This window comes from Porticoccus sp. GXU_MW_L64, from assembly GCF_052983295.1.
This window is the reverse complement of the sequence record NZ_JBRKJK010000002.1, coordinates 247,225-260,862: the sequence shown is the minus strand read 5'-3', so window position 1 is coordinate 260,862 and position 13,638 is coordinate 247,225. Positions and strand designations below refer to the sequence as shown.

Genomic DNA, 13,638 nt, shown 5'->3' with positions numbered 1-13,638 from the left:
CAACATCCCGTCATTGCGAGGAACCCGCAGGGTGACGCGGCAATCTCGACCCAATTGGCAGAGGACTTTGGGAGTGCGGCGGTAGGTGGATGGAGATTGCTTCGCTGCGCTCGCAATGACGAGGGTAACAACATCCCGTCATTGCGAGGAACCCGCAGGGTGACGCGGCAATCTCGACCCAATTGGCAGAGGACTTTGGGAGTGCGGCGGTAGGTGGATGGAGATTGCTTCGCTGCGCTCGCAATGACGGTTTGGGTGGTTACTCCAGGCAACAGTGCGACTGCGCGGGGATGACACTCTTTTGAGCTTTACTGCGCGTCAGGATCGATAACGCCCTTGGTCAGTAACACATTGCCATACAGCCGGGTTTCTCCGGTGCTGACAATGGCGTAGGCACTTTTTACCCGATCGTAAAAGGCAAAGCGCTCCAGCGCGGCGGGTTGCACAGGGTTGCTTTCCTGCTGGCTGACAATGGCGTGAAATTCGCTGACGATTTCCGGTACCGCGTCCGGGTCGCCCACTACCTGCATGCTGTGTACCGGGTGGTCTACGTAGCTATCCAGCGGCAGAACGGAAAGCACAGCGTCCAGTACCTCGGTGGCACTGCAACCATCCAGCCGTACAAGGCGTTGTGCGTTGCTGTCGGCGGGGTAGTTGGCATCGACAATGGCAATTTCGTCCCCATGACCCATGGCGCGTAACAGTTTGAGCAGCTCCGGGCTCAGTAAGGGGTTTATGTTTTTCAGCATGGTTGTTCTCGATTGTGGTGTTTGTCCATTGGTGGATTACGCTGCGCTAATCCACCCTACAGAGACGATTGTATCAATTCACTTCCATATAATCCCGGTGCGGCAGCTCCGGGAAGGGCGCTGTGGGCAAAGTCTGATACCAGAACGCCACGGATGCAAGGTCGTCTTGCAGGGGCAAGTAACGGCGCTGGTTTACATCGCCCCCCCAATTGTGAAAGTCGCGCCAGCCCAGGGCTTGAATGGTCACTTTCAGGTCGCTGTCAAAGCGCACCGGGTCGGGGATGTGCCAGCGGTACATGCCAAAGCGCAGTTGCGCGCGGTATACCCCGTCCGGGCGCTGTACTTCCGGCACACCGGCATAGGGGCCGTTGTATTCGCTGTAGGCGTTGGGGCGCTCCGGAATGGCGGTGCCAATGTCGTAATTGTGGGAGCCCAGAAAATAATCTTCGGTGCCGGTGCCGCAAATGGTGGGGAAGTCGCTGTCGCCGTCCATGTAGAACTTGATTTCCCCTTCGCCCCACCAACCGTTATTGTTGCAACCCCAGGCCATGTAGGTACCTACGTATTGGCCGCGCCCGGAAACACCATCCAGAATGCAGTGCACTTCTTTGAACGGCACAGGGTTGGTACGGCGGAACTGGGCGTGGAAGTAAGCGCAGTCTTCCGGCACGTCGGTTTCGGTGTAGTTGATCTGATAGTACACCCCGGCTTTGCGCAGTGGGTCGCGGTTTTCCAGAGTGATGCGAGCATTCTTGCGGTAGGGCATTTCCCAGAAGCAGTTAAACGCCTGGCCGGGGTTGACGCATACCGGCAGGGATTGCACGTGGGCGTAATCTTCCAGGCCGTTACAGAAAAAGTCACCCAGTGGAACTTCGACGGAGGGCTGCTGCTGATCGTCCCAGTACATGCGCAAAATCAGATCGCGTTTTTTCGGGCCAATGGTGGCCATCCATATTTGCTGAATGGCTCCGCCGGTTTTTATGTCGGCCAGGGTAAAGGTTTGCCCCGGCTCAATTTCAATGCTGGGGGAGATTTTCCAGCCCTGACCCAAATCACGGCCAGGGGATGCTCCGGTACCTTCGGTGGCCATGCCGCCTTTGCCCGCTTCACCGGTAAAATTTTCGGCGGAGATGGAACGGCTTTTGGCGTTGGAAAGGCGAGAGAGGTTGCCCAGGTTCATGCCCAGGCCGTTAAATGTTGTCATGTTGTGTACCTTTTTGATATTGGGCCGTCATTGCGAGGGCGCGCAGCGACCGCGGCAATCTCCCGCAGAGCGCAAAGGGCTTCACGAGATTGCCGCGCTGCGCTCGCAATGACGGTTTGGGTGGTTATCCCTAAATATGCCGGTTAATAAAAGCAAAAACTTCGCGGTACCCATAAGACCACTGCTCCGGGGTAAAACCGCCATGCCCGCCATCAGTCAATGTGACCAGGTGGTGGTCTACCCCTTGTTGTTCCAGCAATTCGTGCAGTTTTTCCGCCTGCTGAAAGGGTACAACGATATCCGCATCGCCGTGAACTGTCACTGTGGGGGGCGTTTGTGAATTGACATGGCGAATGGGCGAGTATTGTTCGCTGACTGCCAACAAGCGGTTGTTGTCGCCAGCCCATTGCAGCGCGTAATTCCTGATCTGGTTTTGGCCCTGCAGGAAGTGCTCAAGCGCGGCAATATCGGTAATGCCACACCAATTCATCACGCAGGTAATATTGAGGTTGGCGTCGGTCAGGTAAGAGCCAATCAGTGCCAGATGGCCACCGGCCGAACAGCCACCCACCACCAGCTTGTGGCAGTCAATGCCGTAGTCGCGACCGTTGTCGGCCAGCCATTGCAGGGCCAACAGCACATCCTCCACCGCTTGCGGGGCGGTATTCGGCCCCAGACGATATTCCAGGTTCACCACATTCCAGCCCGCTTCCAGAAAGCTGAACAGCCAGGGCGAATGGTTGATGCGGTCGTGTTCTACCCAGCCGCCACCGTGAATAAACACCAGGGTTTTGTTGGTGCTGGCGAAAACCAGCTTGCCGTCCTGTTCGCTGGCATCAATGTTCTGGGAGTAAATGTCCAGTTGTTGCTGCTGCGGGTCGTCGCTGCCATAGCAAATGCTGGATTGCACATGCAGGCGGTGGGGCCAGGTAAAGTCGGGCATGGGTCAGGAAACGTCTTCTCTCAGTTTGCGGATCACGGTGGGAATCTTTTTTACCACAATGTAACCGGAGACGACACTGGCGAGCAAAAACCAGCCAGCGTTCGCCCACTGATCAAACAGCGCGTAGCCGATAGCAAACAGCAGTGAGTAGATCAGCACAATACTGGCAATACAGGCGATGGTGTTGTCTTTCAGGCCCACAGACACAGGGGTAACGCCGGATTGCTCCCGCACCCGTTGCCAGCCCTTGCCGTGAATGCGCAGGCGCTCGTAAAAGGCTGTGGCCTGTTTGGTGGGGCCATTACGGGAGGTAACCAGCGTGACTACCAGGCACACGCCCAGGGTGGCCAGCGTGGTGTACAGCCAGCGCACCGCAAACCAGCGTTCGCCGTCGCTGTCCGGCATCAGAACGGCCAGCGCGTTGCCGACAATGGCGGCGGTAAGTAGCGCGGCAATTTCCGACCACACATTGATGCGCCACCAGTACCAGCGAGCAATCAGCACCACCGAAACAGGAATAATAATCACGCCAATGTATTCGTAGGCGGAGACAATACTGGTCAGTTGCGTGGTCACAATCAGGGCAACCAGCGACAGCAGCAACATGCTGATGCGGGCGACTTTTACGTAGTGCTCCTTGCTGCGGCCTTTGGCGATAAAGGGTTGGTAAATATCGTTCACCAGGTAAGATGAGCCCCAGTTCAGGTGAGTGTCCAGCGTGCTCATAAAGGCCGCCAGCAGAGCGGCAACCATCACCCCTTTAAGGCCAATGGGCAGGAAGCTGTCGATCATTTGCGGGTAGGCCTGCTCGCCATCCACCAGATTGGGGAAGTACACCAGCGATGCCACGCCAACAATAATCCACGGCCAGCTGCGCAGAATTAAATGGCAGAAGGCAAACCAGTACAGCCCCAGCACCGCATCTTTTTCGGTGCGGGCGGCCAGTGTGCGTTGCAGAAAAAAGCCAAAACCCGGCGCGTAGTTGAGCCAGCCAATAGTGACCAGAATCAAAAAGGTGGCGGTTTCCAGGTTCCACTCAAATTCCGGGAACATGCGCAGGGTATTTTCGGTAAAGCCCGGCGCGGCCTGCAACGCGGTCATTACGCCGCCTTTGTCGTCCAGGTCCAGATACACAATCACCGCCAGGGCAATAGCGCCGACAATGGCCAGTACAAACTGAATCAGGTCCGTGTACACCACTCCGTACAGGCCGGACAGTGCGGTATAGGCCACGGCGGATATGGCCAGCAACAGCAGAATCAGGGTGCCGGAGGTCACGTCACCAAACAGCGGCAGGGTAAATAACGGGTCGGAAGACAGCCCCAGAATAACCACTACAATTTTCGACATGGCCAGAGTGACCGAGGCAATAATAATGCAGTTGATAAATACGCCGTCCAGCAGCGCTTTGAACACCCGCAAAAAACTGGCTGCCGGGCCACTGTCGTAGCGCAGGGAAATCAGTTCAATTTCGGTGAGAACTTTTGACCGCCGCCACAGGCTGGCAAAGAAAAACACAGACACCAGAATACCGATAATGGTGGTCCACCATATCCAGTTGGCGTAAATGCCTTCTTCCCGCACCAGGCCGGAAACAAACAGCGGCGTATCGGCAGAAAATGTGGTGGCCACCATGGAGGTGCCGGCGATATACCAGGGCAGGGAGCGCCCGGCGACAAAAAAGTCGGTGGTACTTTCGCTGGCCTTTTTGGTGAAGTACATACCAATGCCAATGGCAAATGCCACGTAAAGGCCGACAATTACCCAATCAAGAAAAGCCATGTTGTTCTCTGTTTATTGTGATTATCTGTCATCCTGAGCGCAGCGAAGGATCTATGGCCAGAAACAACGCATGAGATTCTTCGCTGCGCTCAGAATGACGGTGGGGAGAAAGCTCACATTCCCGTCATTGCGAGGAGCAAAGCGACGTGGCAATCTCCTGCGTAGTATCTGAGTCGAGATTTTTCGCTTCGCTCAGAATGACGGTGGGGAGAAAGTTTACATTCCCGTCATTGCGAGGAGCTCAGACTCGTAGCCCGGGTAAAGCGCAGCGGCACCCGGGGTTAGGGGGTGTTCTCAATTAGTGAGCTGTTGCTGCTGGAGCCCATTTTGGCTCTCAGCAAGGCGCCATGAGTGCTGTGTAGTCATTCTACATGAGCGAATGGCAACACCGCTGAGGGACAAAATGGGTCCAGCCCTTCGGGTTGCGCCTGAAATGGCGCCATACTGTGTTATTCGTCGTTCATTTGGAGCAACCAAACTACTCTCCTCATGCCTTGTCTGGCGCCATTTCAGGCACAACAGCAATAACTCACTAATTGAGAACGCCCCCTAGGTTTTGGTGAATATATTTTCCCAGGTGGTGCGCGATCTACCCCCGCAACCCATAACTGTCAAACCGCTGCCAGGTTTCCGTCATATCAATAATCTTGCCAGATACCCGGGATTCATCCAGTTTAATGGCAGTCAAACCCGCTTCCAGCGCATCCAGAATGGAAACCGGCAGTGGTGCGCCATCGCGGAAGTGGGCAATCCAGTCGGCGGCCATTTGCTCCTCGGCGCCGTAGTGTTTGGAAATACTGTCGTCGTGCTCGTAGCTTTTGTCGATCAGTTTTTCACCGCTCACCGCGTCGTGCACGCGATAAAAATTGCGCACAAAATCCCCTTCCGCCATGCCGTGGGTGCCCACTACGCAAAAGTGGCGGTATTCATCCGGTACATTGAGGTTGGTGTGGAAGCACAGGTTGGTGCCGTCTTCGTATTCAATTAACGCGGTCTGGTTGTCGATCAGTTCGGAGTCGTCGCCAAACACTTTGTTGGTGCCACCCCAGCGGGATTTGCGCTCGTGGTACACCTCGTTTTTTTCCAGGTCTTTATTGTCGGGGACAAAGGTTTTACGGCTGCCAAAACTCACCAGCCTGGACGCGCGATTGCCGATGACGCCCTGGTAGATATCCAGATCGTGACAGCATTTTTCCAGCATAAAGCCGCCAGACATTTCCTGGTTGCGACGCCAGTCACGCATGAAAAAGGCGCCGTGCTCCGGGGCGATGTGTTCGGAGGCTTCAATACTGGTCAGCTCGCCCAAGGTGCCTTCGCTAATGGCTTTCTTTAAATCTTTATAGAGCAGAGAGTAGCGCAACACCATGCCCACCATAATACTGTCGGCGGCATCGTGCTCTTTGATCAAATCCAGCAGCTCGAAGGTTTCTTGTTCTGTAGTTACCACCGGCTTTTCGGTAAACAGCTTGACGCCAGCCTTCAGGCCAATGCGAATGTGTTCCAGGTGCAGGTGGTTGGGGGAGCCAATCATCAGAAAGTCGATGGACTCTTTATCGAGCATGGTTTGCAGGTCGGCGTAACCGTTCAGGTTGTACCCGTGCTCCTGCATGTAGTCCAGCTTGGCAGGTGATGGGTCTGCGTACGCCACCAGGTCGAATTCCGGTATCAGCTCACTCATGACATGCGCCACGTAGCTCAGCCGGTCACCCAGTCCGCATAAACCTATTTTCATGGTAATAACCTTACACAATTAAGGAGTGCAGAAAAAACAGAATTTTGGAGAAAAAACAGGCACCTGACGGCTGTCAGGTGCCTGTGTTGCGGGTGGTTTAGAAACGTCCGCGGAAGCCGAAGGCTACGCGGCGGCCAACAACCCCGTCAGACAGGAATTGGCTACCCAGACCACTTGTATTGGATGTGGTTCTTTCCAGGTTTTCATCAGTCAGGTTGAGGAATTCCAGTGACAAGGTGAAGTTGTCAGTAATATCAAAACTTACAGACGCATCCAGCTGGCCAAACTCTTCAACAAAAATCTGGTTGGTGAAAACGTCACTGGGGTTCAGCAGGAAGTCATCGCGGTAGCTGTATGCCAACCGTGCCTGCAGTGGCCCATTGTCGTAGTAACCAGTGATGTTGTAGCTCAGGTCGGATACACCGGGGAAGCTGATATCGCCACCATCTTCAAATTCGGCATCGTTCTCTGAAATTGAGGCGTTGATGATATAACCAAAGCCATTTTCAAAAGACTGCTGGTACCCCGCTTCCAGGCCTATCAACTGGGCAACACCCTGGTTGTCAGGCTGGGAAACCGAGTCGAAAACAGTGCCGCTGAAGGTAACATCCAGGTTGGTTACGTTGGCGATAAAATCTTCGATTTCCTTGTAGTAAACACCGGCGTACAACGCGCTGGCATCACCAAAGTAGTACTCAACACCCAGGTCGTAGTTGGTGGACTCGTAAGGCGACAGGCTGGTGTTGCCAAGGTTGGCCGTGGCCGCAATGCCGTCACCGTTCAAGTCAGCTGTGGCGCTGGGGTTGATGGCAACGCGCGGGGACAGCTGAACAAAGGTAGGCCGGGTGACCGTTTTAGACGCCGCCAATCGCAGGAACAGACCTTCGTCCAGTTCAAAGCGCAGGTTCAGGCTGGGCAATACGTTGACGTAGCTGTCGTCAAATGTAATGGGTGCCACCGGGCCGGTAAATACAATAGAGCCTGGAGTAGTGGTGCCATCAATGGTGAATGGCTGACTTAAACCGGTAATTTCCTGCTCCGTCAGCACCACGCGGAAGCCCACATCACCCACATAGCCGATACCGCCAATTTCGCCGTCCAGGTTTAATTGGGTGTAAAAGGCGTAGGTATCTTCTTCCACATCAAATGTACCCAGTGGGTCCAGCTGTGGTGTGATATCTACCGCGCCCGCAGCGGCTCTAACAGCGTCCAGAGCGGGTTGAGTATTGGCAAATACCAGATCGCCAAAAGCCGTCACTGTACCACCGTCCAGGAAGTTGCTGGCGGGAGCGGTAGCGCCGCCTGAGATATCGGACAGACGCAATGTAGTACCCAATCCAAAACCGCCGTCGAAATCAGAACGAGTAACGGACTTTTCTCTGGTGCGGTAACGGGCGCCAATTTCAACAGAAGACAGGAAGTTGCTGTCGATTTCACGGGTTGCATCGAACTGGAATGCAGATTCTTCATCTTCGTTGATGGTGCGGGTTACGCGGCCATTGCGTAAAAAGTAGTTAGCGGGATTGGACAGGTCGGCTGTGCCGTTGCTAACAACGGTAAAGCCGCTTTCGTCAACGGTGTAATCAATCAGATAAGTGCCACCGCCATCGCCGACAGTTACCGCACGGTCAAAGGCCAGGGTGCCTTCGGCGTCGGCACTGCTGATGTCGGTACTCAAAGTCCAGTCGCCTACCTTGGTGGTGTAGTTCAGAGCCAGGTTTAATTGCTCGTCGTTGGCGACCTGTTCATCGTTTACCAGTTCAGGGGGGATGTTGCTGGTAATGGAGCGCAATGCACCGCCAACAATGTCGTTGGGAGAAACCGTAACGCTGCCATCGTCGTTGGCACCCACGGTCGGCAGGGAAACAAAAATAACCCCTTGTTGACGCTGTTCGATATCCCGGTCACTGTAGAGCAGATCCAGTGTCAATTGGGAATCTTCGCCAAATGCCCATTGCAGGGTGCTGTTAAAGGTGGTGCGGTCGCGGCCTTCTTCAAAGCTGTCCTGGTTGCTGGACAGGGGAACGATAACGTCAGAGCGATCTTCCAGTCCGTCTCCATCGGTATCGTACGTACCAAAAGGCAGGTAACCAAAGCTGCCAGAAATATCTTCGCGAATATTGCGCTCGGAGTAGGCAATAGAGGCCAGTATGCCGAAGGTGTCACTGTCGTTGGACCAGTTGATCATGCCCGATACGTTGGGATCGGTTTCTTCGGCGAAATCACGGTAAGTGCCTTTAATATTGAACGCGGTGCGGTTTTCAGTATCCAGCGGACGCGCGGTTTTTACATTCACCACACCGCCGATGCCGCCTTCTACGTGTTTGGCAGAGGTGGACTTGATCACTTCCAGGGTGTCGATAATTTCAGAGGGCAGCAGGTCGAAGTTGGTAGCACGACCGGTACTGGTTGCTGTGCCGCCGCTGAGAGTAGAGTCAAACGTCTCAGTACCACTGGTGATACTCCGGCCATTGATGGTACCGCGTACAAAATCCGGCCCCAGACCACGAATGGATACAAAGTCACCTTCACCACGGCTGCGCTGAATGGCAACACCGGTCACCCGTTGCAGTGCTTCGGCGATGTTCTGGTCAGGCAGCTTGCCAGCGTCTTCTGCGGAAATGGCATCCACAAAGTTGGTGGCTTCTTTTTTCAGGCTCAGAGCCTGTTTCAAACTGCCGCGAATACCGCGAACAACAATTTCTTCGTTGATCTCTGTACTGGCTGCATTGTCAGCGGCCAGAACACCTGGTGCGAAACTGGCGGCGATTACGCCACTGAGTGCCGCTGCCAGTGGTTTTAAACGTAAAACATTCATTACCTATCCCCTCTTAAATGGAATTTATTACTGGAATGTGTTGAATATTGCTGACTATTTGCTAGTCAGAGCCTGAGACTATTATTGAAAATATGTTTTGTCAACAAAATGTTTTACATAGAAAACAAGTTTGCAAGAAAAGTTTTATGGCTTATTTTGGTTTTCAGGTTGACAGCAACGGCTGCGGAAACATAATGCTATTTCTCTCTGAGCCTTATGAAATTGCCAGTAATTACAGGAAGATAGAATTGTGAGCCCGAAAAAACCCGCGGTGGAATCAATCGATTCATCGGAAAATATTCACAAGTACACGGCTCCGGCGCTGGAAGGAGGCCTGGAAATACTTGAGGTGCTGGCAACCGGCTCGGGCTTTAGCTTGACCGAGATCGCCAAGCGCGTAGACAAATCCCGCACCAGTGTTTTCCGCATACTGGCGGTGCTGAGGCGGGTGGGCTACGCGGAATACTCGACAAAGTACCGCCTGTACCGGTTATCCCACAAAATGTTCAAGATTTCCCACCAGGACGTGTCGGTGGACAGAGTCACGTCCGTTTCTGCGCCGATTATGCGAACCTTGTCTGACCGTATCGGTGAAAGTTGTTACCTGGCGTTTTTCTCTCAGGGAGGCACATTGGTGATGGCGCGCCAGGAAGCGGAGCGCTTGAATAATGTATTGCTGGTGAAAGTAGGGAGTACAGACTCGCTGATGGCAGGCGCCGCTGGCCACATTATATTGACGTTTGCTTCCGAGGAGGAACGTGAAGAAATGATCGCGGCGGCGAAATTGATCAGAGGAGATGTGATCAAGATAAATGCCACCCTCAAAAAGATGATCGCCAGAGTTGCCGAACAGGGCTACGAAGTACTGCCCAGTGCACAGTTTGAGGGGGTTATCGAAATTGGCTTTCCGGTGTTTAATCAGTTTGGACAATTGGCGGGCACATTGGCTGTGTCCAGCTTGAAGCTAAAAGACCCGTCTGCCGGTTTGGTTACAGATGAGTTGTTGGAGAGCATTGGTAACGCAGCGGCAGATATTTCTTCTGCCCTGGGGTATGAGCCAGAGCCGCTTGACTATTAACCCGGCAATACAAAAGGCGTCCTGCCTTTTGTATTGCGCGCTCAATAACTTTCACATAAAAGAAAGTAACGCACTTGCGCGAAAGTGCTTGATTTTATTGAGCTTGCGCTGGCTGCGCCAGCGGCGGCACATCCCTGTGCCGCATTATTAAACGCAACCTATAAAGTTGCCGGTTTAATATATTTGTTTGGTTGCCAATATTGACCCCTGATTGGTGGATTACGCCGCTTCGCGGCTAATCCCCCCTACGGCTGCTCACGATGGCCAGTCAAACCGTTATTGCGCGGCCGCAGGTTGGTTATAAAATATTGCCCGGGAAATTTTCTCTACCCTAAGGACACGGCTAATGATTTATTCCGCAAACCCGAATCGCTACGACACCATGCAATACCGCCGCTGTGGTAACAGCGGTTTAAAGCTGCCCGCTATCTCCTTGGGGCTGTGGCATAACTTTAGCCACAGTGAACCGTTTACGCAGTGTCAGGTGCTGTGCCGCAAGGCCTTCGACCTGGGCATTACCCATTTTGACTTGGCGAACAACTACGGCCCGCCGCCAGGGTCGGCGGAAGAAAACTTCGGCCAGTTGCTGGCGACAGATTTTGCAGGCTATCGGGACGAGCTGATTATCTCCACCAAAGCCGGCTATTACATGTGGCCCGGGCCCTATGGTGAGTGGGGCAGCCGTAAAAATTTGCTGGCAAGTCTGGATCAGAGCCTGAAACGCATGGGCCTGGAATACGTGGATATTTTTTATTCCCACCGTTTTGATCCCGATACCCCACTGGATGAAACCATGGGCGCATTGCAGCGGGCGCTGGATTCCGGCAAGGCGCTGTATGTGGGGGTGTCTTCTTACAAGAGCCTTGCCACCGCCGAAGCCAATGCGCTGATTCGTGAATTTGGCACCCGCCTGCTGATTCACCAACCCCGTTATTCCATGCTGGACCGCTGGATAGAAAACGACAACCTGTTGGATACCCTGGAACAGGAAGGCATGGGCTGTATAGTGTTTTCGCCACTGGCGCAGGGTGTGCTGAGCAATAAATATTTAAACGGCATCCCCGAAGACAGCCGCGCTGCACTGGGGCATTTTTTAACCCCGGAAATGTTGCAGAAAATGAATATGGATAATCTGAGAGCGCTCAATGATATGGCAGCGCAACGTGGGCAATCGCTGGCGCAAATGGCGTTGGCCTGGGTGTTAAAAGATGCGCGGGTTACCTCTGCCCTGGTGGGCGCCAGCCGGGTAGGGCAGTTGGAGGATTCGGTCAAGGCCCTGGATAATCTGGCGTTTTGCCAACAGGAGTTGGAGCAGATTGATCGCTTGACCGTTGCCTGAAGCACTCTACAAGTCTGCTGCCACCGAAGCCGTCATTGCGAGGGAGCGAAGCGACCGCGGCAATCTCGACTAGAGTGGTAGAGGGCTTGGATAATATGGCACCAACCGGATGGAGATTGCTTCGCTGCGCTCGCAATGACGGGGAATAGCACTCGCGATGATGGGGAATACCACCACCCCTCCGTCATTGCGAGGAGCGAAGCGACGCGGCAATCTCGACCAGAGTGGCAGAGGGTTTGGGTAATATGGCACCAACCGGATGGAGATTGCTTCGCTGCGCTCGCAATGACGGGGAATAGCACTCGCAATGACGGTAGTAAAGATATGCTTCTCGCGATGACATGAATTGGTGGATTACGCTGCGCGAATGTACCCTGCGGCAACTTTGTAAAGGCATGGAATTCGCTGAAATAACATTGATTTGGATGAGATGGCCCGCCCTACATAGGGAATGATGGCGACGAGCTGCTGCTAAGGCCTGCTGACTTAGCCAGCAATTCAGAATTTACGGATACCAGGTGCTTATAAAACGCCTCCTGATGTAGTGTGCGCTCAACTACATCTATGGGTAAAAATCGCTGCATCTGATCAAGGAAGGCCTTTCCTTTAACAATACCAGGTAGTTTTTTCAGACAATTTTGCACCAAGCTCTGGTAATCATCGACTCCGTAGTCGCCCAGCTTGCGCTCAATCAGTTCACAGTCGAGTGTCGCGCCTTTTTGGGATAGCCAGGCAATGTCCCAAATATCTCGGTGTCGGATATAGCGGGTGCATGTCGGTAGGGAAACCAGTTTGTCTGCGAGAATTTCCTGGGTGGATTCCACGGGTACTGCCAGGGAATCGTAGCCATCGGGTAAGAAGTCGTAGTTTTGATGGAGAATCTTTAATTCCCGTGTGTAGGCGGGTACGGAGGCGATCTCCAGTTTAATCCGTTGCCTGGGAATGTCCCGTTGGCCCGGTGAGGTTTCAACGCTAATTTGCCATTTGTTCACGCTCACATTGCCATAGGAAGGATCCTGTTTCATCTCTGCAGGTTCTTTGACGGTGACCAGTAAGCCATAGCGATCAGCCACGTATCTTTCTACCACATCTTTGATTTCCATCAGTTTATTGGTGGAGAAATGAGTGCCTCCGGCGAAGTCCAGGTCTTCACTGTAGCGGTTTGACCCATAGCACAGCCGCAAACTTGTTCCGCCCTGAAATGTAATATCTCCGAGGATGGATTGTTGTTTCAGTGCAAACAGGATGTCGTAGTGCAAAAGCTCTTTCTCCACCACGGGGCGCATGTGGCGGTGTTTGCCATTGGTCATGGCCATAGCCACCAGTTCTTTAAAGTTTGCCCTGTCAGTCATTTGATAGCTCCATTGCATCCACCATATCCACATTGCGACCCACTCGTTTAAGGTCCGAATACGCCTGTTCTACTCGTGCCACTCTCAGCGGCCTATCAGGGATCGTGACTATGTTCTGTAGAATTTTGAGCCGGGATTTGGCGGTATGGGTAAATTCGATGATGCCGTAGGGTGTTTTGATAACGCCCTTGCGCCCGGTGGTCATTAGGGTCAGACGGTCAACCGGAATTTGTGAAATAACCCCATATTCAGACAGCGCAGACTCAAGGCTCACGTAGCTGTATTCACCTTCCCGCAGGGCTTTGGCCACCAGTTCAATGGTGTAACCCTTATCATTACGTGTGTGTGGGTTAACGTATACTCCCCTGGCTGCACGTTTCAGCACGCCCTTTTCCACCAAGCGTTCAAGGCTTCTCTCAAAAGTCGGTTTTTTCACGTTGGGGTAAAAGCAGTTTTTCAAACCCGACTTGGTAAATACGTACTGGCCGGCTTTATCCAGTTCATTCAGGCCCATGACAATATCGAGTGTTTTCATCGTGCAAACCCATTTAGTGTACATTTAAACCACACATATGTGGTTTAAATGTACACATAATCTGCAAAAAATGAAAGTTATAGCAATCTTATGATGTACGCTGCAA

The 13,638-nt window shown here is 53.2% G+C and carries 10 protein-coding genes; 2 read left to right on the top strand and 8 right to left on the bottom strand.

Annotated features, from left to right (window positions below):
• Positions 1-308: 308 nt before the first annotated feature.
• From ACVBEJ_RS02865 to ACVBEJ_RS02840, 6 genes are all read right to left on the bottom strand, one after another.
• Positions 309-749, bottom strand: coding sequence for an RbsD/FucU family protein (locus tag ACVBEJ_RS02865; protein WP_447128088.1), 441 nt, complete (start codon positions 747-749; stop codon positions 309-311).
• 73 nt (positions 750-822) lie between these two features.
• Positions 823-1,953 carry a glycoside hydrolase family 172 protein gene (locus ACVBEJ_RS02860; RefSeq protein ID WP_447128087.1) on the bottom strand — a complete coding sequence of 377 codons (1,131 nt, stop codon included), beginning with the start codon at positions 1,951-1,953 and terminating at the stop codon, positions 823-825.
• Positions 1,954-2,083: 130 nt separating this feature from the next.
• Entirely contained in the window at positions 2,084-2,896 is an 813-nt protein-coding gene (locus ACVBEJ_RS02855; RefSeq protein WP_447128086.1) for an alpha/beta hydrolase, read from the bottom strand.
• A 3-nt stretch (positions 2,897-2,899) separates the two neighbouring features.
• Positions 2,900-4,678 carry a sodium:solute symporter family protein gene (locus tag ACVBEJ_RS02850; RefSeq protein ID WP_447128085.1) on the bottom strand — a complete coding sequence of 593 codons (1,779 nt, stop codon included), beginning with the start codon at positions 4,676-4,678 and terminating at the stop codon, positions 2,900-2,902.
• A gap of 589 nt (positions 4,679-5,267) precedes the next feature.
• Entirely contained in the window at positions 5,268-6,410 is a 1,143-nt protein-coding gene (locus tag ACVBEJ_RS02845; protein WP_447128084.1) for a Gfo/Idh/MocA family protein, read from the bottom strand.
• Between the two features lie 97 nt (positions 6,411-6,507).
• Positions 6,508-9,228 (bottom strand): TonB-dependent receptor, encoded by a 2,721-nt coding sequence (locus ACVBEJ_RS02840; protein WP_447128083.1) that lies wholly within the window; start codon positions 9,226-9,228, stop codon positions 6,508-6,510.
• Positions 9,229-9,478: 250 nt separating this feature from the next.
• On the opposite strand from ACVBEJ_RS02840, the gene ACVBEJ_RS02835 reads away from it, so the two are divergent.
• A complete protein-coding gene (locus ACVBEJ_RS02835; protein WP_447128082.1) occupies positions 9,479-10,306 on the top strand; it encodes an IclR family transcriptional regulator in 828 nt (275 codons plus the stop codon).
• A gap of 346 nt (positions 10,307-10,652) precedes the next feature.
• Complete coding sequence (mgrA, locus tag ACVBEJ_RS02830) at positions 10,653-11,645, top strand: L-glyceraldehyde 3-phosphate reductase (RefSeq protein ID WP_447128081.1); 993 nt, start codon at positions 10,653-10,655, stop codon at positions 11,643-11,645.
• 440 nt (positions 11,646-12,085) lie between these two features.
• On the opposite strand, the gene ACVBEJ_RS02825 is transcribed toward mgrA, so the two are convergent.
• Together ACVBEJ_RS02825 and abiEi are read right to left on the bottom strand one after the other, a co-directional pair.
• Positions 12,086-12,997: a nucleotidyl transferase AbiEii/AbiGii toxin family protein gene (locus tag ACVBEJ_RS02825; RefSeq protein WP_447128080.1), complete on the bottom strand. Its 912-nt coding sequence runs from the start codon at positions 12,995-12,997 to the stop codon at positions 12,086-12,088.
• Positions 12,990-13,532, bottom strand: coding sequence for a type IV toxin-antitoxin system AbiEi family antitoxin (abiEi, locus tag ACVBEJ_RS02820; RefSeq protein WP_447128079.1), 543 nt, complete (start codon positions 13,530-13,532; stop codon positions 12,990-12,992). The genes ACVBEJ_RS02825 and abiEi overlap by 8 nt, the downstream gene beginning before the upstream one ends.
• Between the last annotated feature and the right edge of the window lie 106 nt (positions 13,533-13,638).

Excerpts from the sequence above, each read along its gene's own strand:
- ACVBEJ_RS02865 (WP_447128088.1), bottom strand. The coding sequence starts at position 749 with ATGCTGAAAAACATAAACCCCTTACTGAGCCCGGAGCTGCTCAAACTG.
- ACVBEJ_RS02860 (WP_447128087.1), bottom strand. The coding sequence starts at position 1,953 with ATGACAACATTTAACGGCCTGGGCATGAACCTGGGCAACCTCTCTCGC.
- ACVBEJ_RS02855 (WP_447128086.1), bottom strand. The coding sequence starts at position 2,896 with ATGCCCGACTTTACCTGGCCCCACCGCCTGCATGTGCAATCCAGCATT.
- ACVBEJ_RS02850 (WP_447128085.1), bottom strand. The coding sequence starts at position 4,678 with ATGGCTTTTCTTGATTGGGTAATTGTCGGCCTTTACGTGGCATTTGCC.
- ACVBEJ_RS02845 (WP_447128084.1), bottom strand. The coding sequence starts at position 6,410 with ATGAAAATAGGTTTATGCGGACTGGGTGACCGGCTGAGCTACGTGGCG.
- ACVBEJ_RS02840 (WP_447128083.1), bottom strand. The coding sequence starts at position 9,228 with ATGAATGTTTTACGTTTAAAACCACTGGCAGCGGCACTCAGTGGCGTA.
- mgrA (WP_447128081.1), top strand. The coding sequence starts at position 10,653 with ATGATTTATTCCGCAAACCCGAATCGCTACGACACCATGCAATACCGC.
- ACVBEJ_RS02825 (WP_447128080.1), bottom strand. The coding sequence starts at position 12,997 with ATGACTGACAGGGCAAACTTTAAAGAACTGGTGGCTATGGCCATGACC.
- abiEi (WP_447128079.1), bottom strand. The coding sequence starts at position 13,532 with ATGAAAACACTCGATATTGTCATGGGCCTGAATGAACTGGATAAAGCC.